The sequence below is a fragment of the Pseudomonas sp. R5(2019) genome, assembly GCF_009905435.1.
Taxonomy (GTDB): domain Bacteria; phylum Pseudomonadota; class Gammaproteobacteria; order Pseudomonadales; family Pseudomonadaceae; genus Aquipseudomonas.
Genome location: NZ_JAAAMT010000073.1, coordinates 1 through 20,876, shown reverse-complemented (window position 1 = coordinate 20,876; position 20,876 = coordinate 1). Strand labels below are relative to the sequence as shown.

Annotated in this window: 17 protein-coding genes; 15 read left to right on the top strand and 2 right to left on the bottom strand. The window is 64.3% G+C overall.

Annotated features, from left to right (window positions below; genetic code table 11):
* The first annotated feature begins 233 nt into the window (after window positions 1-233).
* Genes mdcA through mdcH form a run of 7 tightly spaced genes read left to right on the top strand, consistent with a single transcriptional unit; the run spans window position 234 to window position 6,286 of the window.
* A complete protein-coding gene (mdcA, locus tag GUY40_RS26720; RefSeq protein WP_166571910.1) occupies window positions 234-1,910 on the top strand; it encodes a malonate decarboxylase subunit alpha in 1,677 nt (558 codons plus the stop codon).
* Entirely contained in the window at window positions 1,910-2,785 is an 876-nt protein-coding gene (locus tag GUY40_RS26715) for a triphosphoribosyl-dephospho-CoA synthase (protein WP_166571909.1), read from the top strand. Before mdcA ends, GUY40_RS26715 begins: the two co-directional genes overlap by 1 nt.
* Window positions 2,785-3,084 (top strand): malonate decarboxylase subunit delta, encoded by a 300-nt coding sequence (locus GUY40_RS26710; protein ID WP_166571908.1) that lies wholly within the window; start codon window positions 2,785-2,787, stop codon window positions 3,082-3,084. Before GUY40_RS26715 ends, GUY40_RS26710 begins: the two co-directional genes overlap by 1 nt.
* Window positions 3,077-3,928: a biotin-independent malonate decarboxylase subunit beta gene (locus GUY40_RS26705; protein WP_166571907.1), complete on the top strand. Its 852-nt coding sequence runs from the start codon at window positions 3,077-3,079 to the stop codon at window positions 3,926-3,928. Before GUY40_RS26710 ends, GUY40_RS26705 begins: the two co-directional genes overlap by 8 nt.
* Complete coding sequence (gene mdcE, locus GUY40_RS26700) at window positions 3,925-4,731, top strand: biotin-independent malonate decarboxylase subunit gamma (RefSeq protein WP_166571906.1); 807 nt, start codon at window positions 3,925-3,927, stop codon at window positions 4,729-4,731. The genes GUY40_RS26705 and mdcE overlap by 4 nt, the downstream gene beginning before the upstream one ends.
* A gap of 2 nt (window positions 4,732-4,733) precedes the next feature.
* On the top strand, window positions 4,734-5,354 hold the full coding sequence (locus GUY40_RS26695; protein ID WP_166571911.1) for a malonate decarboxylase holo-ACP synthase: 621 nt from the start codon (window positions 4,734-4,736) through the stop codon (window positions 5,352-5,354).
* A complete protein-coding gene (mdcH, locus tag GUY40_RS26690) occupies window positions 5,351-6,286 on the top strand; it encodes a malonate decarboxylase subunit epsilon (protein WP_166571905.1) in 936 nt (311 codons plus the stop codon). The genes GUY40_RS26695 and mdcH overlap by 4 nt, the downstream gene beginning before the upstream one ends.
* A gap of 123 nt (window positions 6,287-6,409) precedes the next feature.
* Here the strand turns inward: mdcH and GUY40_RS26685 are convergent, their stop codons facing one another.
* Window positions 6,410-7,333 carry a LysR substrate-binding domain-containing protein gene (locus tag GUY40_RS26685; protein WP_166571904.1) on the bottom strand — a complete coding sequence of 308 codons (924 nt, stop codon included), beginning with the start codon at window positions 7,331-7,333 and terminating at the stop codon, window positions 6,410-6,412.
* A gap of 478 nt (window positions 7,334-7,811) precedes the next feature.
* On the opposite strand from GUY40_RS26685, the gene GUY40_RS26680 reads away from it, so the two are divergent.
* The 8 genes from GUY40_RS26680 (at window position 7,812) to GUY40_RS26645 (ending at window position 18,788) form a co-directional block, all read left to right on the top strand.
* A complete protein-coding gene (locus GUY40_RS26680) occupies window positions 7,812-11,945 on the top strand; it encodes a sulfite reductase subunit alpha (RefSeq protein WP_166571903.1) in 4,134 nt (1,377 codons plus the stop codon).
* A 376-nt stretch (window positions 11,946-12,321) separates the two neighbouring features.
* Entirely contained in the window at window positions 12,322-14,880 is a 2,559-nt protein-coding gene (gene nirB / locus GUY40_RS26675; protein ID WP_166571902.1) for a nitrite reductase large subunit NirB, read from the top strand.
* Window positions 14,880-15,248, top strand: coding sequence for a nitrite reductase small subunit NirD (gene nirD, locus GUY40_RS26670; protein ID WP_166571901.1), 369 nt, complete (start codon window positions 14,880-14,882; stop codon window positions 15,246-15,248). The genes nirB and nirD overlap by 1 nt, the downstream gene beginning before the upstream one ends.
* 152 nt (window positions 15,249-15,400) lie before the next feature.
* Window positions 15,401-16,339 carry a pca operon transcription factor PcaQ gene (gene pcaQ / locus GUY40_RS26665; protein ID WP_166571900.1) on the top strand — a complete coding sequence of 313 codons (939 nt, stop codon included), beginning with the start codon at window positions 15,401-15,403 and terminating at the stop codon, window positions 16,337-16,339.
* Between the two features lie 162 nt (window positions 16,340-16,501).
* Complete coding sequence (locus GUY40_RS26660) at window positions 16,502-17,242, top strand: FKBP-type peptidyl-prolyl cis-trans isomerase (protein ID WP_166571899.1); 741 nt, start codon at window positions 16,502-16,504, stop codon at window positions 17,240-17,242.
* Window positions 17,243-17,521: 279 nt separating this feature from the next.
* Window positions 17,522-17,962 (top strand): YkvA family protein, encoded by a 441-nt coding sequence (locus GUY40_RS26655; RefSeq protein WP_166571898.1) that lies wholly within the window; start codon window positions 17,522-17,524, stop codon window positions 17,960-17,962.
* Between the two features lie 119 nt (window positions 17,963-18,081).
* Window positions 18,082-18,423, top strand: coding sequence for a helix-turn-helix domain-containing protein (locus tag GUY40_RS26650; RefSeq protein ID WP_166571897.1), 342 nt, complete (start codon window positions 18,082-18,084; stop codon window positions 18,421-18,423).
* Window positions 18,420-18,788 (top strand): hypothetical protein, encoded by a 369-nt coding sequence (locus tag GUY40_RS26645; protein ID WP_166571896.1) that lies wholly within the window; start codon window positions 18,420-18,422, stop codon window positions 18,786-18,788. Before GUY40_RS26650 ends, GUY40_RS26645 begins: the two co-directional genes overlap by 4 nt.
* Window positions 18,789-18,943: 155 nt before the next feature.
* Here the strand turns inward: GUY40_RS26645 and GUY40_RS26640 are convergent, their stop codons facing one another.
* The gene (locus GUY40_RS26640) at window positions 18,944-20,689 is read right to left on the bottom strand and encodes a bifunctional diguanylate cyclase/phosphodiesterase (RefSeq protein WP_166571895.1); all 1,746 of its coding nucleotides are present in this window, start codon (window positions 20,687-20,689) and stop codon (window positions 18,944-18,946) included.
* Window positions 20,690-20,876: the final 187 nt, after the last annotated feature.

Below are 20,876 nucleotides of genomic sequence, written 5' to 3'. Positions count from 1 at the left end.
CGCGATGGGCGGCGAAGCGGCCCCGGCGATTCTGAAACCGCCGGCACTCGCAAGCTGATCCGCCGATGTCACAGACCCAAGGGGCCGCTTCGCAGCCCATCGCGGCCGGGTCCGCTCCTACAAGGCAGCGACTGTTACTCTCAGCGTAACAATCCGCCGTTCTGCTTGATTGATGCACCGTCCCCACTGCTCCTACTGTTAGGCCCACTACAGCGAAGACGCGTGGAGTGAGCATGACAACAACAATAACCCCCGACCCGCGCTGGTCGCGTCGCCGCACTGCCAAGCAGCAGCGACTGGAAAAAGTGCGTGCGTTCGCCGATGGCGTGGTACTGCCAACCGAACGGATTGTCGAAGCCCTCGAAGCCCTGATGCTGCCCGGGGACCGGGTGGTACTGGAAGGCAACAATCAGAAGCAGGCCGACTTTCTGTCGCGCTCGCTGGCCAAGGTCGATCCGGGCAAGCTGCATGATCTGCACATGATCATGCCCAGCGTCGGGCGGCCGGAGCATCTGGACCTGTTTGAGCGCGGCATCGCCCGCAAGCTGGATTTCTCCTTTGCCGGCACCCAGAGCCTGCGCATCAGCCAGCTGCTCGAAGACGGCCTGCTGGAAATCGGCGCAATCCACACCTACATCGAGTTGTACGCCCGGCTGGTGGTCGACCTGATCCCCAACGTGGTGCTCTCGGCCGGTTTCATGGCTGACCGCCAGGGCAATATCTACACCGGCCCCAGCACCGAAGACACCCCGGCATTGATTGAGCCGGCCGCCTTCAGCGATGGCATCGTGATCGTTCAGGTCAACCAGCTGGTCGATGATGTCAGCGACCTGCCCCGGGTCGATATCCCGGCGTCCTGGGTCGATTTCGTGGTGGTGGCCGACAAGCCGTTCTACATCGAACCGCTGTTCACCCGCGACCCCCGGCACATCAAGCCGGTGCACGTGCTGATGGCGATGATGGCGATTCGCGGCATCTACGAAAAACACAATGTGCAGTCGCTCAACCACGGCATCGGTTTCAACACCGCCGCCATCGAGCTGATTCTGCCGACCTACGGCGAATCGCTGGGCCTGAAGGGCAAGATCTGCCGCAACTGGACCCTCAATCCCCACCCGACCTTGATCCCCGCCATCGAAAGTGGCTGGGTCGACAGCGTGCATTGCTTTGGCACCGAGCTGGGTATGGAGCATTACATCGCCGCGCGCCCGGATGTGTTCTTCACCGGCCGCGACGGCTCCCTGCGCTCCAACCGGATGGTCTGCCAACTGGCCGGCCAGTACGCCGTGGACCTGTTTATCGGTGCCACCCTGCAAGTGGACGGCGACGGCCATTCCTCCACCGTGACCCGTGGCCGCCTGGCCGGTTTCGGTGGTGCGCCGAACATGGGCCACGACCCACGCGGCCGTCGCCACAGCACGCCGGCCTGGCTGGACATGCGCCAGAATCAGAGTGACGCGCCTGAAGCCTTGCTGGAACGCGGCAAAAAGCTGGTGGTGCAGATGGTCGAGACCTATCAGGAAGGCGGCAAGCCGACCTTCGTACCGACCCTGGACGCCATCGAAGTGGCGAAAAAATGCGGCATGCCGTTGGCGCCAATCATGATCTACGGCGACGACGTCACCCATCTGCTCACCGAGGAAGGCATCGCCTACCTGTACAAGGCGCGCTCGCTGGAAGAACGCCAGGCGATGATTGCGGCGGTGGCGGGCGTGACCGCCATTGGCCAGCGGCACAACCCCAGGGACACCGCGCGCATGCGCCGCGAGGGGCTGATTGCCTTGCCCGAAGACCTCGGTATCCGCCGCACCGACGCCACCCGGGAGCTGCTGGCGGCCAAGAGTGTTGCCGACCTGGTCGAATGGTCCGGTGGCCTGTACAACCCGCCCGCCAAATTCAGGAGCTGGTAATGCACGCACTCAATCTGCACACCCGCCCGGTTTCCTTGAGCGAGCGGCTGGCCGACTTCGCCGTCGATGCGCTGATCGATGAGGCCGACCTGTCGCCAAAACCGGCGCTGGTCGACCGTCGCGGTAACGGCGCCCACACTGACCTGCACCTGGGCCTGATGCACGCCTCGGCGCTGTCGTTGTGGCCGACGTTCAACGCGATGGCCGAAGCGGCGCAGGCCAGCGGCGCCATTGGCCTGCCACTGCGCGAAGCCATCGGCCGGATCGGTCGCGAAGGCGAGCAGGCGATGCTCGTGACCACTCAGGGCGTGAACACCCACCGTGGCGGCATCTGGGCCCTGGGCCTGTTGGTGACTGCCGCCGCGCTGGAACCCGGCAATGTCAGCGCCTCGGCCCTGAGCCTGCGCGCTGCGCGCCTGGCGTTGCTCGAGGATCGCTTTGCAGCCAAAACCGCCAGCCACGGCACCCAGGTCGCCCAGCAATATGGCGCTCGCGGTGCGCGGGAAGAGGCCCAGCTGGGTTTCCCGTCGGTGCTGCTGCGCGGTCTGCCGCAACTCAAGCGCAGCCGCGCCGCCGGCCATGGCGAACAAAACGCCCGACTCGATGCCTTGCTGGCGATCATGACCCATCTGGGTGACACCTGCGTGCTCTACCGCGCGGGGTTGGCTGGCCTTGAAGCCATGCAGTCCGGCGCCCAGGCGGTGCTCGATGCCGGCGGCAGCGCCAGCTTGCCGGGGCGTCGGCGCCTGCACGCGCTGGATGAGCAGTTGCTGCAGCTCAATGCCTCGCCCGGCGGTGCTGCCGACCTGCTGGCGGCGTGCCTGTTAATCGATCGCCTGGAACAAGGCGAGCTGCGTGACCAGGGAGCGTACTGATGGAAACCTTGAACTTTGAATTCCCCGCTGGCCAGCCCGGCCGTGGTCGAGCGCTGGTGGGCTGTGTCGGCTCGGGCGATCTGGAAGTGCTGATCGAGCCGGGCCAGCCTGGCAAGCTGACCATCGCCGTGCAGACCTCGGTGAACGGTGCCGCCACGCGCTGGCAGCAACTGTTCGAACGGATCTTCGAAGGCCGCACGCCACCGGCGCTGAGCATCGATATCCATGACTTCGGCGCGACCCCGGGCGTGGCACGCCTGCGCCTGGAGCAGGGCTTCGAGGAGATTGGCCATGACTGATACCGCGCGCCTGCTGCACAAGCACAGCTTCGTCGAACTCGGCGCCCGCCAGCGGGCCAAAGCCTTGCTCGATGCCGGCAGCTTTCGTGAACTGATCGACCCATTCGAGCGGCTGATGTCACCCTGGCTGGCCAAGCAGGGCGTGGTGCCCCAGGCCGATGACGGGGTGGTGATCGCCAAGGGCTTGATCGACGGTTTGCCGGTGGTCATCGCCGCGATCGAAGGGGCTTTTCAAGGTGGCAGCCTGGGTGAAGTCGGTGGCGCCAAGATCGCCGGCGCGCTGGAACTGGCCGCTGAAGACAACCGCAACGGCATTCCCACCCGCGCGGTATTGCTGCTGGAAACCGGTGGCGTGCGCTTGCAGGAGGCCAACCTCGGGCTGGCGGCCATTGCCGAGATTCACGCCGCCATCGTCGACCTGCGCCAGTACCAGCCGGTGATCGGCGTGATCGCCGGCAGCGTCGGCTGCTTTGGTGGCATGTCGATTGCCGCCGGGCTGTGCAGCTACTTGCTGGTCACCCAGGAAGCACGGCTGGGGCTCAACGGCCCGCTGGTGATCGAGCAGGAAGCCGGCCTCGATGAATACGATTCCCGCGATCGCCCGTTTATCTGGAGCCTGACCGGCGGCGAGCAGCGCTTCGCCAGTCAACTGGTGGACCGCTACGTGGCCGATGAAGTCAGCCAGATCCGCGAGCAGGTCAGTGAGCTGTTGCAGCAAGGCGTGCCCGCGGTGCACCGCAGCCAAAAGGCCGAGCACTTTCTGCAATGCCTGGCGGAGCTGGACGCCGCGCCGCAAATCGACCCGGCGACGGTTCGCCGCCTGTACCAAGGAGACCGCTCATGAGCACCTTTTCCCTGCGTGGCCTGCACTGGTTCCAGGCCTTGAGCGAAGGGGCCCGCGAAGTCAGTGGCTTGCCGGCGTCCTTGAAGGTTGCCGACGGCCAGCTGGGTGAATGGCCGGCACGTTTTCTGGCGGTGGTGGCAGACCCTGCCAACCGCTTTGTCCGCGCTCGCAATGGCGAAGTCGGCCTGCTGGAAGGCTGGGGCCTGGCCCACGCCGTGGATCAGGCCATCGCCGCCGACCGCGACCAGCCGCACAAACGGGTGCTGGTGGCGATTGTCGATGTCCCGAGCCAGGCCTATGGCCGCCGTGAAGAAGCGCTGGGTATTCATCAGGCACTGGCCGCTGCCGCCGACAGTTATGCGCGTGCGCGCTTGGCCGGGCATCCAGTGATCGCGCTATTGGTGGGCAAGGCCATGTCGGGTGCATTTTTGGCTCACGGCTACCAGGCCAACCGCCTGATCGCCCTGCGCGACGACGGTGTGATGGTGCATGCCATGGGCAAGGCGTCGGCGGCGCGAGTGACCCTGCGCAGCGTCGAAGAACTCGAAGCCCTGGCCGCCAGCGTGCCGCCGATGGCCTATGACATCGACAGCTACGCAAGCCTGGGCCTGCTCTGGCAGACCGTGCAGGTGGACAATGCCGAGCAGCCGTCGGCGTCTGATCTGGGCCGTATCCATGAATGCCTGATCGGGGCGGTCAAGGATGTCGAGGCCGGCGGGCGCGATTTGAGCGGGCGGCTCGGGGCCAGCCATCGCGCGGCTTCAAGCAAGGTCCGCGAATTGCTGCGCGCTCAGTGGTCATGATGATGAATACCTTCCTGCCCCACGATCTGCTCTGGACTGAAAACTTCGACTGGCTGCCGGCCGATGCGCCGCTCTGGGCCGTTGATGCCTTGCGCAAAGGCCATCCGGTGGTGGTTCGTCGCGCCTCGGGTGCGGTGGATCAGGTGGCAGTCGGTGTGCGCGCAGGTTTGCGCGAACAGCGCTACGCGACCTGGATGCCAATGGCGGTGGTGCAGCGTCGGGTTCGCCCGGAGCAGCTGTGCGACCTGCCGGCGATGGCGCAGGATTGGCCAGCCTTGCAGGCCTTGCGCGCACTCAAGCCAGTACTCGATGCAACGGGCTTGACCTGGGGCGTCAGCGGCAGTGCCGGATTTGAATTGGCCACAGGTTGCAGTGCCCTGCATCAACACAGTGATCTGGATTTGATCCTGCGTACCGCGCAACCCTTCGACCGGCAGGCGGCTGCGCAGTTGCTGCAACATCTGCACACGCCGCTGTGCCGCATCGATGTGCAACTGCAAACGCCCCACGGTGGTGTGGCCTTGCTGGAGTGGGCAGGGGCGGCACGGCAGGTGTTGCTCAAGTCCAGCGATGGAGCGCGGCTGGTCAGCAACCCGTGGCAGGCTCTGGAGCCGGTGGCATGAGCAGTTTGCTGGTGTTTCCGGGGCAGGGCGCGCAGAAGCCGGGCATGCTGCATCACCTGTTGGAATCGCAGGTGGTGCGGGACTGCCTGACGGAAGCGTCGGACGTGCTGGCTGAGGATGTGTTGCAACTGGACTCGGCTTCAGCGCTGGCCTCGACCCGTGCTGTCCAGCTGTGCCTGTTGGTGGCAGGCGTCGCCTGTTCCCGCCTGCTGCTGCAACAGGCGCCGGCACCGGCCTACGTCGCCGGGTTGTCCATCGGTGCCTACCCGGCAGCCGTGGTGGCGGGAGCGCTGAGCTTCAGCGATGCAGTGAGGCTGGTAAGCCTGCGCGGTGAATTGATGCAGCAGGCCTGGCCGCAAGGCTATGGCATGACGGCCATCATCGGGCTTGATCAATCCAGCCTTGAAAGGCTGTTGGCCCAGGTCCACAGCGAGGCAACGCCGGTGTACCTGGCCAATATCAACGCCGACAACCAACTGGTGATTGCCGGCAGCGATGCCGCCATGGCATCGGTCGCTGAACAGGCGCGCGGTGCCGGGGTGGTGGTGTGCAAGCGCTTGGCCGTCAGTGTGCCGTCCCATTGCCCGCTGCTGGAGCAACCGGCCCGGGCCTTGGCGCAAGCCTTCGCCCAGGTGCCCATGCAGGCACCTCGATTGGGCTACTTGAGCAGCAGCCGCGCTCGGCCGCTGCGCACTGCTGAACAGGTTCGCGACGAGTTGGCCTTCAACATGTGCCGGATCGTCGATTGGCGTGCCACCGTGCAAAGCGCCTACGAGCGCGGCGTGCGCCTGCAGATCGAACTGCCGCCAGGCTCGGTGCTGACCGGCCTTGCCCGGCGGGTTTTCGAACAAGGTACAACCCTCTGCTTCGAAGATGCCCGGCTGGACACCCTCGTCTCGCTCATGCAACAGGAGGGCCGCGACCAGGCCTGAACCCTGCAATGTTTTGGGGCCGCTTTGCGGCCCATCGCGCCCAGGTGCGCTCCTACAGGATTGCGCAAGAGTTGTAGGAGCGGACCTGGCCGCGATGCGGTCCGCCAGGACCGCCAAGCGATCTCACATCACCTGCGCATGCCGGGTCGCATACATCCGGCATTCCGCCAACAGCGCCAACAGGTTCGGATCGCGTTCCTTGGCCTTCAAGAACACCACCCCGATATGCTGCTGCATCCGATACCGCGCCTGCAGCGGTATCAGCTTCACGCGGTTCTCGTACACCGCCGCGATCCTCCCGGGCAGCAATGCATAACCCACCCCCGAGCTGACCATGCTGAGCAAGGTGAAGATATCGTTCACCTGCATCGCCACCTTCGGCTTGAACCCCGCCTGGTCAAACACCCGCACGCCATCGCGGTGGGTGGCGAAACCCTGGGTCAGGGTGATGAAGGTCGAGTCGCGCAGGTCGGCCAGGTCCACTTCTGCTTGCCCGGCAAACGGCGAATCGGCCGGGGTGGCGAGGAAAATGTCGTCGCTGAACAGCGGCAGGTATTCGCAATCCGGGTCGTTGGTGCTGTCGTCCAGCGACACCAGAATCGCGTCGGCCTCCATGTTCTTGAGCTTGTAAAGCAAGTCAATGTTGGAGCCCAGGATCAGGTCGATATTGAGTTCGCTGCGGCGGATTTTCAGGCCCATGATCAGCTGCGGCACGGTCTTGACCGTCAAGGAGTACAGCGACCCGAGCTTGAAGCGCTCGGCGGAGAAACCGGCGGCCTCGCGGGTCAGGCGCACGGTATCGAGCACATCCTGGATCAGCTTCTGGGCCCGCTCCTCGAGCACATAGGCGCTTTCCAGCGGCGTCAGGTTGCGGCCTTCGTGCTTGAACAGCGGGCAGCGCAGGGCGCTTTCCAGCGAGTGGATGGCGCGGTGCACGCTGACGTTGCTGGTATTGAGCTCGGCCGCCGCCCGCGCCAGATTGCCAGTGCGCATGAAGGCCAGAAACACCTCCAGCTTCTTCAGGGTCAGTTCTTCATCGATCAGCATGCCGGTCACTCGAATTCGCCAGCCCCGATTGTGCCCAACTCAGACCCGCCTTACGAGCGGTTGCGGCTGTAGGAGCGGACCTGGCCGCGATGGGTTGCGCAGCAGCCCCAGAGGCCAGAGGCATCTGCGACGCTGCTTGCGGGTGTAGTAGGTTTTAGAATCGCCGGGGCCGCTGTGCGGCCCATCGCGGCCAGGCCGGGACGCCGGACCGCCGCTCCTACAAAGGGTGTCGCCCGATTTTGCATCCAGTTGGGGCTCGCTGCTCTGTTGCGGTGCACGGGACTGTGGCGATCAGGTTCAGCTAATCGGCACAAAGCCCATGCCACAAGGGTTTGCCAATTCTGGCGCGTGCCTTGCAGTGCATCGCACATCCCGCAGTCAACGCAGATTGCACATTTCACGACAAAGGCGCCGTGTTGCCCCCGCTTCCAGCAGCGGAGGGCAGCAGGGCGCCTTTTTGCTTTCACGAGGTACGACAATGACCAGCACAACGGTGCGTAGCGTTTGCCCCTATTGCGGCGTGGGTTGCGGCATTGTCATGAGCGTGAAGGACAACAAGGTGATCAAGGTCAGCGGTGATGCCAGGCACCCGGCCAACTTCGGTCGCCTGTGCACCAAGGGCGCCACCTGCAACCAGGCCATCACCGAATCCGGGCGCATGGAGCACGCCTTCATGCGTAACGAGCGCCAGCGCGACCCGGTGCGCCTGGGCATCGATGAGGCCATCAGCGCTACCGCGAAAAAACTCCGGGCACTGCTCGATGCCCATGGCCCGGACGCGCTGTCGTTCTACGTTTCGGGGCAGATGTCGCTGGAAGCCCAGTACCTGATCAACAAGCTGACCAAGGGCTTTGTCCGCAGCCGCCATATCGAGTCCAACTCGCGGCTGTGCATGGCCAGCGCCGGCAGTGGCTACAAGCTGTCGCTGGGGGCTGACGGGCCGCCCGGCAGCTATCAGGATTTCGACCAGGCCGACCTGTTTTTTGTCACCGGCGCGAACATGGCCGACTGTCACCCGATCCTGTTCCTGCGCCTGCTCGATCGAGTCAAGTCCGGGGCCAAACTGATCGTTGTCGACCCCCGCCGCAGCGCCACCGCCGACAAGGCCGACCTGTTCCTGCAGATCAAGCCCGGCACCGACCTGGCGCTGATGAACGGCCTGCTGCACCTGCTGCACAAGAACGGCCATACCGACCCGGACTTTATCGCCCGCTACACCGAAGGCTGGGAGGCGCTGCCGGCGTTCCTTGCGGACTACAGCCCCGACAAGGTCGCCGCGATCACAGGCTGCGCCGAGGCCGATATTCGCAAGGCGGCCGACTGGATCGGCGCCGCCGGCAACTGGATGAGCTGCTGGACCATGGGCCTGAACCAGAGCATCCATGGCACCTGGAACACCAACGCCCTGTGCAACCTGCACCTGGCCACCGGGACAATCTGCAAGCCGGGCAGCGGGCCGTTCTCGCTGACCGGCCAGCCCAACGCCATGGGCGGCCGCGAAATGGGCTACATGGGCCCCGGCTTGCCCGGCCAGCGTTCAGCACTGGTGGCCGCCGACCGGGCCTTTATCGAAGACCTCTGGCAGCTGCCGGCCGGCACCCTGCGCGAAGAGGCGGGCGAGGGCACGGTGGGCATGTTCCAGGCCATGCGCGCCGGCAGCATCAAGGCCTGCTGGATCATCTGCACCAATCCTGTGGCCAGCGTCGCCAACCGCCAGCAAGTGATCGAAGCCTTGCAGGCGGCGGAGCTGGTGATCACCCAGGACGCCTTTCTCGACACCGAAACCAACCGCTACGCCGACATTCTCTTGCCCGGCGCGCTGTGGTCCGAGGCTGAGGGCGTAATGATCAATTCCGAGCGCAACATGACGCTGATGGCCAAGGCCGTCGACGCCCCCGGCGACAGCATGCCGGACTGGCAGATCATTGCCCGCGTCGCTTGCGAAATGGGCTTTGCCGACGCCTTCAGCTACGCCAACGCCGAAGCGGTGTTCGATGAAATCCGCCGCGCCTGGAACCCGGCCACCGGCTACGACATCCGTGGCATCAGCTATGCGGCCTTGCGCGAAACACCCCGCCAGTGGCCGTGCGAGCCGGGCCGCGAGGACGTCCGCAGCCCCATCCGCTACCTCAACGATGGCGTCAGCCAGGCCATCAAGTTCGACGCGGACGGCAAACAGCCGAGCATTGCCTTCGCCACCCCCAACGGTAAGGCGCGCTTCTTTGCCCGCCCGCACCTGCCCGCCGCGGAAATGCCCGACGACGACTATCCCTGGGTCTTCAACACCGGCCGCCTGCAGCACCAATGGCACACGCTGACCAAGACCGGCAAGGTGCCGACCCTGAACAAGCTCAACCCCGGTCCCTTCGTCGAGATCCACCCCGACGACGCCGCCCGCCTGGGGATCAGCGAGAACGATCAGGTGCAACTGCGCTCGCGCCGTGGCCAGGCTGTGCTGCCGGCGCGGATCAGCGACCGAGTGATGGTCGGCAACTGCTTTGCACCGTTTCACTGGAACGATGTGTTTGGCGAGCAGTTGGCCGTCAACGCCGTGACCAGTGACGCCATCGACCCGATCTCGCTGCAGCCGGCGTTCAAGATCTGCGCGGTTGCCCTGACCCGTGTGAGCGCCGCGCGCATTCCGGCAGTGGAAATCGACAGCGCCGCCGCCGAACCGATTTGTGAATCTCAGGAGCCCGACAGCATGTCGATCGATACCCTGGCACGCGTGCTTGGCCTGGACAGTCGCTATGAAGTAGCCCTGGCCGACGATGAACGGCTGTACATGCAAGGTTACCTGCTGGGCCTGCGTTCCGACGCCAGCCGCCTGGACGGCGGTGTGCCGACCCTGCCGGCCGCCGCACCGATGACCCCGGCCAGCCGGCTGGTGGTCGATGGGCTGCTGGCGGGCCTGTTCGCCCGCGCCCCGGCCGCCACCCCCTTGCTGGCGCCGAGCGCCGAACCCGTCGCGTTGGCCGCCCTCAAGCCGGTCCACCGGGTGCTCTGGGCCTCGCAGACCGGCAATGCCGAAAGCTTCGCCGAGGTCTGCGCCGAGCGCCTGCGAGAGGCCGGTCATGAGGTACTGCTCAACGGCATGGACGAGGTGACGGCGCAGCAACTGTGCAGCGCCGCCAGCGTCCTGTTGATCGCCAGCACCTTTGGCGACGGCGACGCGCCGGATTGCGGGGCGAACCTGTGGGCGCAATTGCAGGCACTTGAAGCCGGGCACTGCAGCGGCGTGCGCTTCTCGGTGCTGGCGCTGGGCGATTCCAACTACGACCAGTTCTGCGGCTTTGGCCGCCGTCTCGACGAGCGCCTGGCCGAACTGGGCGGGCAGCGCTTGCAGGCGCGAGTCGATTGCGAACCGGACTATCAAGAACCCGCCGAGCAGTGGCTGGCGAAGGTCTGCACAGCGCTGGCCGGCGCAGCGCAGCCGGCTGCCCAGGCGGTTGCGGTCAGCACCCTCGACGAATTGCCCAGCGCGCCCGAAGCGCCGCTCTACAGCAAGCAAACCCCCTTGCCGGCGCGCCTGCTGGAAAACCGCCTGCTCAACACCCCGGGTGCCAGCAAGGAAACCCGGCAGATCGTTTTCGATCTCAAGGACACCGGCTTCAGCTATCAGGCCGGCGACGCGCTCGGCGTCTGGCCGAGCAACTGCCCGGCCCTGGTCGATGAATTGCTGGGCACGCTCAGGCTCGATGGCGAACAGGCTGTCAGCCTCAAGGGCAAACCCGATATGCCGCTGGCGCTGGCCTTGCATCAGCACCTGGAAATCGCCCGCATCACCCCCGACTGGCTGAACCTGATGGCCCAGCGTTCGGCCAACCCGGAACTCAAGCGGTTGCTTGCGCCGGCCAACAAGGCCGAACTCAAGGACTGGCTCTGGGGGCGGCAACTGACCGACCTGCTGCAGCAATTCCCGCAGGAGTTGGCGGCCGATGAACTGGTCGCGTTGCTCAAGCCTCTGCAGCCACGCCTGTACTCGATCAGCTCCAGCCCCAAGGTCACGCCCGATCAGGTGCACCTGACCCTTTCGACCGTGCGCTACCGCTGCAACGAGCGCCCGCGCCTGGGCGTGTGCTCGACCTTTCTGGCCGACCGCGCCACTGACACCCGGGTGCCGATCTTCACTCAGCCGTCGGCGCACTTCCGGGTGCCCAAGGATGCCCAGGCGCCGATGATCATGGTCGGCCCCGGCACCGGCGTGGCGCCGTTCCGCGCCTTTCTGCAAGAGCGCCAGGCGACCGGGGCGAGCGGCAAGAACTGGCTGTTGTTCGGCGAGCAGCATGCCGCCAGCGACTTCTACTACCGCGACGAACTCACCGCCTGGGAGCGTGACGGCCACCTGCGTCTGGACACCGCGTTCTCCCGTGACCAGGCGCAGAAGATTTATGTGCAGCAACGCATGATCGAACACGGCGCGCAGCTGTGGAGCTGGTTGCAGGACGGCGGGCACTTCTATGTCTGCGGCGACGCCGGGCACATGGCCCGGGACGTCGACAGCGCGCTCAAGCAAGTGGTCCAGCAACATGGCGGCATGAGCCGTGAAGACGCCGACGCCTATGTCGCCGGCATGAGCCGCGACAAGCGTTATTTGCGGGATGTGTACTGAGGCGGTGCGCGCCAGGCCCTGGCGCACCAAGCCGGTTCGATTTTCAACGCGCTGGCATCGATTCATGTAGGAGCGGACCTGGCCGCGATGGGCTGCGAAGCAGACCCCAGGGCCGCTGCGCGCCCCATCGCGGCCCGGTCCGCTCCTACAAGATTGCGGTTTGTCAGTAGGTTTTGTGCAGTTGGCACGTAACCTGCTTTTCACCTAGCAAGGCCTACCAAACCGCATTGGCAGGCAGTCCACGGTGGTCAACGTCGATCACATTCAGGGCATACATAAATGAATACCAGGCAAAGGCGCCTGGAGCTTCGGCTCCAGGTGCCTTTTTTGTTTTTTGGCTGGCAGGCCACCGTGATTGGCGAGTTGAGGAACCTGTATGAATTCGATAGTGACGATCGCACACCGTGAAACCCTGGTCATCGTCGGCAACGGCATGGTCGGCCACCACTGCGTCGAGCAATTGATCGAGCGCGGCGCACTGGCCCGCTACGACGTGCATGTATTCGGCGAAGAGCGCCAGCGCGCCTACGACCGGGTACACCTGTCGGAATACTTCAGCGGCAGCGATGCCGAAACCCTGGCCCTGGGCGATGCCCAGCTGTACGCCAACCACGGTGTCAAATTGCACCTGGACTGCGCCGTGCTGGAGATCGACCGCGAACGCCGCGAAGTCGTCACGGCCAACGGGCGGTTCGGCTATGACCAGTTGATCCTGGCCACCGGCTCCTATCCGTTCGTGCCGCCGATCACGGGGTCCGAAGGCAATGCCAAACTGGTCTACCGCACCCTTGACGACCTGGATGGCATCCGTGCCGCTGCTGCCAGCGCCCGCCGTGGCGTGGTGGTCGGTGGCGGCCTGCTCGGCCTTGAAGCGGCCAACGCCCTCAAGTCGCTGGGCCTGGAAGCCCACGTCGTCGAATTCGCCCCGCGGCTGATGCCGGTGCAACTCGACGGTGATGGCGGCGCGGCCTTGAAAGCGCAGATCGAAGCCTTGGGCGTCGGTGTGCACCTGTCGCGCGCCACCCAGTCGATCGTCGCCGGTGAAGACTATGCCTACCGCATGAACTTCGATGGCGGCGAATTCCTCGAGACCGACCTGATCGTCTTCTCCGCCGGTATCCGCCCGCAGGACGCACTGGGCCGCAGCAGCGGCCTGGAGATTGCCCAACGCGGTGGCGTGGTGATCGACGAGCATTGCCGCACCAGCGATGCGCAGATTTTCGCCATCGGTGAATGCGCCTCGTGGAATGGCAGCGTGTTCGGCCTGGTCGCTCCGGGTTACACCATGGCGCGCAATGTCGCCGCCAGCCTGATGGGCGAGGGCGCGGCCACCTTCACCGGCGCCGACATGTCGACCAAGCTCAAACTGCTGGGTGTTGACGTGGGCTCCATCGGCGACGCCCACGGCGCCACCCCGGGCGCTCGCAGCTACCGCTTTATCGACGAAGCCAACTCGGCCTACCGCCGCCTGGTGGTGGACGCCACCGGCAAGCGCGTACTCGGTGCAGTGCTGGTGGGTGACAACAGCTACTACGACACCCTGCTGCAATACGCCCAGAACGGCATCGCCTTGCCGGCCGATCCGTCCAGCCTGATCCTGCCGTTGTCCGACGGCGCCCCGGCGCTGGGCGCCGATGCCTTGCCGGACACGGCAACCATCTGCTCCTGCCACAACGTCACCAAGGGTTCGATCTGCTCGGCCATCGACAACGGCTGCGGCGACCTGGCGACCCTCAAGTCGCAAACCAAGGCCTGCACCGGCTGCGGTGGCTGCGCGGCGTTGCTCAAGTCGGTGTTCGAGCACGAACTGATCGCCCGCGGCGTCGAAGTCGACAAGAGCCTGTGCGAGCACTTCGCCTACACCCGTCAGGAGATGTATGCGCTGGTGCGGGTGGAAGGCATCACCAGCTTTGACGAGATGCTCGCCAGGCACGGCCGTGGCCATGTGGGCTGCGACATCTGCAAACCGACCGTGGGCAATATCCTGGCGTCGTGCTGGAACCAGCCGATCATGGACGCATCGCTGGCGCCGCTGCAGGACACCAACGACACCTTCATGGCCAACATGCAGAAAAACGGCACCTACTCGGTGGTGCCACGGATTCCCGGCGGTGAAATCACTCCGGAAAAACTTATCGTCATCGGCCAGGTCGCACAGAAATACGACCTCTACACCAAGATCACCGGTGGCCAGCGCATCGACCTGTTCGGCGCCCAGTTGCATGAACTGCCGCTGATCTGGGGCGAGCTGATCGAGGCCGGCTTCGAGACCGGGCACGCCTATGGCAAGTCGACCCGCACGGTGAAGTCCTGCGTGGGCAGCACCTGGTGCCGTTATGGCGTCCAAGACAGCGTGAAAATGGCGCTGGACATCGAAGACCGCTACAAGGGCCTGCGCTCGCCGCACAAGCTCAAGTTCGCCGTCTCCGGTTGCACCCGCGAATGCGCTGAAGCGCAGAGCAAGGACGTCGGCGTGATCGCCACCGAGAACGGCTGGAACCTCTACGTCTGCGGCAACGGCGGCATGCGCCCGCGCCATGCCGAGCTGTTCGCCACCGACCTGGACGATGAAACACTGATCCGCTACATCGACCGCTTCCTGATGTTCTACATCCGCACCGCCGACAAACTGCAACGCACCTCGGTCTGGCGTGAAAGCCTGGAAGGCGGGCTGGACTACCTCAAGGCGGTCATCATCGACGACAGCCTGGGGCTGGCCGCCGAGCTTGAGACGCAGATGCAGCTGGTGGTCGACCGCTACGAATGCGAATGGGCCAACGCCCTGAAAGACCCGGAAAAGCTCAAGCGCTTCCGCACGTTCGTCAACGACCGCCGCGCCGACCCGGACATCCACTTCGTCAAGGAACGTGGCCAGCGTCGACCGATTTCCCATGCCGAACTCAACCTGATCCCAGTAGCCGAGGAGGTGGTCTGATGGCCCCGACAAACAACGCGGTACGTGTGCAAGCCGAGCAGCAGTGGCAAGCGGTGTGCAGTCGTCAGGACCTGGTGGCGCAGTCCGGCGTAGTGGTCTGGCACGACGGCGCGCAGGTGGCGCTGTTCTACCTGCCGGATGCGCCGGGGGCACAGCTGCATGCCATCGACAACCGTGACCCGGAGTCCGGCGCCAACGTGATCGGGCGCGGGATCGTGGGTAGCCTCAAGGGCGATCTGGTGATTGCAGCGCCGTTGTACAAGCAGCATTACCGGCTGGCTGATGGGGTGTGCATCGAAGCCCCCGAACAGCGCTTGCGCACATGGCCCGTACGCCTGAACGGCGACACCGTCGAGATCGCCGGGTAAACGCGAAACTTGTAGGAGCGGACCTGGCCGCGATGGGCTGCGTCAGCAGCCCCTGGGGCCGCTGCGCGCCCCATCGCGGCCAGGTCCGCTCCTACAGCCATGTGCGGGCGTGACAATCGCTTCGTCCCGGGTTTTGCCTTACCCTTGCCCGCATGAACCTCGACACCCGCATCAAATTCCGCCACCTGCTGTGCTTTCTCGAAATCGCCCGCCAGGGCAGTTTCGCCAAGGCCGCCGATGCGGTTGCCATTAGCCAGCCAGCGATCTCCAAGACCCTCAAGGAGCTTGAAGAGCTGCTGCAGACCCGGCTGTTCGAACGCAGCAAAAATGGCGTGCAACTCACCCCCGCCGGGGTGCGCTTCATGCGCTATGCCGGCCCTTGCGTGCAGGCCCTGCGCGATGGCGTCAGTACCCTGCGCCATGAGGCGCACGAAGCGCCACAAGTGAAGATCGGTGTGCTCTCCACCGTCGAAAGCCTGTTGATGCCTGAAGTGCTGCGCCGCCTGCATCAGCGCCACGAGGCGCTTGTGGTCAGCGTTGTCACCGGCCCCAGTGCGCACCTGCTGGCGCAGCTGCATGTGGGCGAGCTGGACCTGGTCATCGGCCGCATGACCGACAGCCCGCAGATCCAGGGCCTGATGTTCGAGCATCTGTACAGCGAGTCCATGACCCTGGTGGTCCGCCCCGGCCACCCGCTGCTGGAACGCGAGCCGGTGGACCGCAGCCAGGTCAATCGTTACCCGCTGGTGCTGCCGCTGGCGGGCACCACCATCCGCAAGCACGCCGACAGCCTGTTCGTGCAATGCGCGATCACCCCAGCGGAGCAACGTCTGGAAACACTATCGCCGGCCCTCAGCCGCCGTTATGTCCTGAGCAGCGATGCCGTGTGGATCGCCCCCCGGGATGCGGTGTACGTGGACATCAGCCGCGGCGAATTGAGCGAGCTGAATCTGGGCGTGCGCGAGCCGGGCGGGTCGGTCGGTATCTGCAGCAACGCCGCGCTGCCGTTGCCCTTGCCCGCACAATGGCTGTGTGACGCGGTGCGTGAGGTCGCCGAGCAGTATCGTGCAGGTCGTTACCCACTGATTTGACCAACTTGAGCTATGGTTGACCGGTTACTGGCTGAAAGCGGTTTGCCGGCATGAACTTATCTGCGTTTTGTGGCTCTCATGCCGGTAGCCATTGGTCGTGGCCGCCTGATAAGCTCGCGGCTTTACTCGATTGCCCTTTTGGCGCATGAACAAGGAAATAGCATGAAACAGCATCGGTTGGCGGCGGCGGTTGCCCTGGTTAGCCTGGTTCTGGCGGGTTGCGATTCGCAGACCAGCGTAGAGCTCAAGACCCCGGCGCAAAAAGCCTCGTACGGCATCGGCCTGAACATGGGCAAGAGCCTGGCGCAAGAAGGCATGGACGACCTCGACTCCAAAGCTGTCGCCCAAGGCATCGAAGACGCTGTCGGCAAGAAAGAACAGAAACTCAAGGACGAAGAGCTGGTTGAAGCCTTCGCTGCCCTGCAGAAACGTGCAGAAGAGCGTCTGGCCAAGATGAGCGAAGAGTCGGCCACCGCCGGCAAGAAGTTCCTGGAAGAAAACGGCAAGAAAGCTGGCGTGGTCACCACTGCCTCCGGCCTGCAATACGAAGTCGTCAAGAAAGCCGATGGCGCTCAGCCAAAGCCGACTGACGTCGTGACCGTTCACTACGAAGGCAAGCTGACTGACGGCAAGGTCTTCGACAGCTCCATCGAACGTGGCGCCCCGATCGATCTGCCGGTCAGCGGCGTGATCCCGGGTTGGGTCGAAGGCCTGCAACTGATGCACGTTGGCGAGAAGTACAAACTGTACATCCCGGCTGACCTGGCCTACGGTGCGCAAAGCCCAAGCCCACTGATCCCTGCCAACTCGGTCCTGGTCTTCGACCTGGAACTGCTGGCCATCAAGGATCCTGCCAAGGCCGCTGCCGACAACGCAGCAGCCCAGGAAGAAGAAGCCAAGTAAGCGAGTGATCGCGCAGGCTTTTCAGCAACGCCCCGTCTTGTCGGGGCGTTGTTGTTTTTAGCGCTAGCGAACTGACGGTTGTCGTTATAGTCTCAGTGCAGTAACAACCATTCACCACCGCGCCAGGCGTCGCGCGGGGTTTTCAGGTGTGTAAAAAACGCCCGATCTGACTTTCGCCCTTGTAAAACGGGCTCTGCGAGCTCGGAAAAGGGCTCTGTTCACAAGGTTATCCACAATAAATGTGGATAACCCTTGGCCATCATTTCCCCCGGAGGCTTCATGAAAGCACCCTGGAACTTCGCCCGATTCTTGCCCCTGGCCGAGCGTCTGCTCAGCCGAGGGCGGCTGCCTGCGCTGATTTTTGCGGTGGCCCGCAAGGGTTACCGGGTGGGCAAACTCAAGGAAGACGTCCACCTGTTGCAGTCGTTGTGCCTGGCCTGGTGGCGCGGCGAGTACCGGGCGATCAGCCCCAAGGCACTGCTTTCGGTGGTGGCGGGGCTGCTGTATTTCGTCAGCCCCATCGATGCGATTCCGGATTGGTTGCTGGGCGTGGGCATGCTCGATGACATTGCCGTGCTCAGCTGGGTGATCAAGACCTTGAGTGATGAACTTGAAGCATTTCGCCGTTGGCGGGACCTGCAAGGCCCGGAAAAGCTGCGTGTGGTTGAAAGATTGCCAGACACGCCAGAAGCCTTGCAGCTGGAACACAACAAGGGCTGATTCATTCTCCGGTCATGGCAATGCAACATCGGTCTCCCGCTATTCGTATCGGCTGTTAATATAATTGCTATAAGTCTTATACCTACGAATTACAGGCCGTAGTCGTACAGGGGGGTTTTATGAGTATTCAGGTCATCAGCCGCGATGGACAACCCGAGTATGCGGTGGTGCCATGGGCTCAGTATCAAGCGCTGCTCAAGGCTGCCGGGCACCCCGAGCAGGCTGCGCAGGCGCCGTTGGAGACACCGGTGGCGGCGGCCAGTGACGAGCTGCCGGGGCTTGAGTCCCTCGCTGCCCTGCGGCAGGCCAAGGGTCTTGCGCTGGAGCAACTGGCGCGTACCGTGGGCATCAGCCCGTCGTACCTGACCATGATCGAAACGGGCGAGCGACAGCCCGATGCGGCCATTCGCCGAAGTCTGGCCTGGGAGTTGGGGGTGCCCGGCTGGAGGGATGCCTTGTGACCCGTGTGAGGATCAGTCGCCAACAATGGGAAGGCCTGCTGGGTGAACTGGACCTGGCCCGTCGCCAACGTCATCTGCTGACCTACCGGGCGTTGCTCGAACGCCTGCAACTGCCCACCCCCGCCATGCAAACCCTGACCGCCGCGCTGGAATACCTGGCCGTGCTGGATGCCCGTGCCGAGCAGCCGTTGCGCAGCTCGTTGGTCATCAGCCAGGGGGCGAGTCGCCTGCCGCGCACGGGGTTTTTCGAGTGTGTGGAGCGGTTGGGGCGGTTTTCCGGGCCGTCGGATGGGGTGGCGGCGGCGTCCTGGCATGCGTCCGAAGTGGTGCGGGTATTCGAGTACAGCTACCCCGAAGAAGCCTGAGCCCCGCTGCTGCAATTGTATTTCCTGATGTGGGAGCGGATTTATCCGCGAATGGCCACACTGCGGTGTGTCTGACACACCGCGGTGGCTGGATTCGCGGATAAATCCGCTCCCACCTATCTCGCTCACCATGTGTTTAAGGGCGGTCGTCCCTTTCAGGCCTCGATCACATGCAGGCTATAACCGGGCACTTCCTTGGCGTGATGCTTGGCCTGTGAGGCCAGCGCCGCCAGTTGCCCGGCATCCAGCCCGGCACACGCCGCCGGGTGCAGGTGCACCACGCCGATCGACAGCGACAGCAAGGCAAATTCCTGGCGCTGGCCCTGACGGTTGTGAGCGATGAAACAACCCGCTTCCAGATGCTCCGCACGGTAGAAGCGTCGGCACTGGCTCTGGAAATCCTCGATCAGTTGCTGCAGGCGCTTGCGCCAGTCTTCCGAGCTCAACACCAGCATGAAATCGTCGCCTCCGATGTGCCCGACAAAATCGCGACTGGGGTCGACCCGCTCGTTCAGGCACTGGGCCAGGCAGAGCAGCACTTCATCGCCACGGGCATAGCCATAGAGGTCGTTGAAAGGCTTGAAGCTGTCGATGTCCACGTAGCAAATCACCGACTCACGCCCCTGTTGCAGCAGCCGCGCAAGGCACTGCTGGATCGGCACGTTGCCCGGCAACAAGGTCAGCGGGTTGGCATGCCGGGCCTGCTGGATCTTCAGCTCCGTGATCAACTTGAGCACATCGATCACCCGCCCCAGGCCCAGGTAGCAACCGTTCAAGGTGATGATGAAATCTTCTTCGATACGCTGGCGCGCGCGGCTGGTGAGCAGGCGGCTGACCTGTTGCAGCGACTGATTCAGCTCCACTGCCAGAAAGTCCTCGTTCATCAAGCGGCTGATGGGCTTGCGTGCGAACAGGTCGGTGGCGAACGGCTTGAGCAGGGCGTCGGACAGCGAGTGACGGTGGACGATGCCGCAGGGGCGGTCCTGGTCGTCCAGCACCGCCAGCGAATTGAGGTTGGCCTGGCGACGGAAGGCTTCCAGCACGTGGGCGGTCGGGGTCTGGCGGGTGACGGCGGGCTGGGTGTTGATCAGCGCACCAAGGTCGCTGCCTTCGTCATTGAGCGCCGGGGTGCCGACGTCCGCTTGTGTCGGCAAGCCCCGGACATCGCGCGCGGGCTGTTCCTGAGGTCGTCCGAGCAGGTAGCCCTGCACCAGATCCACGCCCATCTCCATCAGCACCGACAACTCTTCAGCCAGTTCGATGCCTTCGGCGATCACCTGGGCCCGCGAGGCTTTGGCCATTTGCAGGATAGAGCCGACGAACTCACGCTTGACCGCATCCAGGTGGATGCCATCGATAAAGTGCCGGTCGATCTTGACGTAATCCGGGCGCAGTTCAGACCACAGCCGCAAGCTCGAGTAGCCAGCGCCAAGGTCGTCCAGGGCGATGGAAAAGCCCATGGCGCGGTAGTGGTGCAGGGCGTTGTACAACAGCTGGAAGTCGTCGGTGGGAGTCTGCTCGGTCAGTTCGATGACCACCCGGCTGGGGGCGATCCCGACACTTTGCAGCAGCTTGAGGGTCAAGCCGGCTTGGTGGGTAGGTTCGAGCAGCGATTCGGGCGAGACGTTCAGGAACAGCTTGCCGTCCAGGTTCTGTTGGCTGAAACGCCGACAGGCGCTTTCGCGGCAGGCGATCTCCAGCTCGCTCAGGCGCCCGGCATGGCGGGCCACGGCGAACAGGTTGATGGGGGAGTGCAGTGGGCTGTTGGACGGGCCACGGCTCAAGGCTTCATAGCCCAGGATACGCCGTTCGGAAAGGCAGACGATGGGCTGGAACAGGCTGTGTAAACCACCTTGAGCCAGAATGGAACTCAAGGCGCTCAGCTGTTCGGTCATGGTCATGGCGGGCTCTATTGATAAAAAAAAAGGCTGGGCACCTGAGGCGCCCGGCCCGTATTTCACGACAGAATGATGACTGCTTGATGACGGACTGCTACTAACGCTTACGCGGTATCCGATGTAGGAGCGGACCTGGCCGCGATGGGCCGCGCAGCGGCCCCGGGGTATGCTGCGCAGCCCATCGCGGCCA

Bases quoted from the DNA above. Each gene is read 5' to 3' on its own strand.
- GUY40_RS26685 (WP_166571904.1), bottom strand. From the start codon at position 7,333: ATGCTGATCGATGAAGAACTGACCCTGAAGAAGCTGGAGGTGTTTCTG.
- GUY40_RS26655 (WP_166571898.1), top strand. From the start codon at position 17,522: ATGAAAGCACCCTGGAACTTCGCCCGATTCTTGCCCCTGGCCGAGCGT.
- mdcE (WP_166571906.1), top strand. From the start codon at position 3,925: ATGAGCACCTTTTCCCTGCGTGGCCTGCACTGGTTCCAGGCCTTGAGC.
- GUY40_RS26705 (WP_166571907.1), top strand. From the start codon at position 3,077: ATGACTGATACCGCGCGCCTGCTGCACAAGCACAGCTTCGTCGAACTC.
- nirB (WP_166571902.1), top strand. From the start codon at position 12,322: ATGAATTCGATAGTGACGATCGCACACCGTGAAACCCTGGTCATCGTC.
- GUY40_RS26710 (WP_166571908.1), top strand. From the start codon at position 2,785: ATGGAAACCTTGAACTTTGAATTCCCCGCTGGCCAGCCCGGCCGTGGT.
- GUY40_RS26650 (WP_166571897.1), top strand. From the start codon at position 18,082: ATGAGTATTCAGGTCATCAGCCGCGATGGACAACCCGAGTATGCGGTG.
- GUY40_RS26660 (WP_166571899.1), top strand. From the start codon at position 16,502: ATGAAACAGCATCGGTTGGCGGCGGCGGTTGCCCTGGTTAGCCTGGTT.
- GUY40_RS26680 (WP_166571903.1), top strand. From the start codon at position 7,812: ATGACCAGCACAACGGTGCGTAGCGTTTGCCCCTATTGCGGCGTGGGT.
- mdcH (WP_166571905.1), top strand. From the start codon at position 5,351: ATGAGCAGTTTGCTGGTGTTTCCGGGGCAGGGCGCGCAGAAGCCGGGC.
- mdcA (WP_166571910.1), top strand. From the start codon at position 234: ATGACAACAACAATAACCCCCGACCCGCGCTGGTCGCGTCGCCGCACT.
- GUY40_RS26715 (WP_166571909.1), top strand. From the start codon at position 1,910: ATGCACGCACTCAATCTGCACACCCGCCCGGTTTCCTTGAGCGAGCGG.
- GUY40_RS26695 (WP_166571911.1), top strand. From the start codon at position 4,734: ATGAATACCTTCCTGCCCCACGATCTGCTCTGGACTGAAAACTTCGAC.
- GUY40_RS26640 (WP_166571895.1), bottom strand. From the start codon at position 20,689: ATGACCATGACCGAACAGCTGAGCGCCTTGAGTTCCATTCTGGCTCAA.
- nirD (WP_166571901.1), top strand. From the start codon at position 14,880: ATGGCCCCGACAAACAACGCGGTACGTGTGCAAGCCGAGCAGCAGTGG.
- pcaQ (WP_166571900.1), top strand. From the start codon at position 15,401: ATGAACCTCGACACCCGCATCAAATTCCGCCACCTGCTGTGCTTTCTC.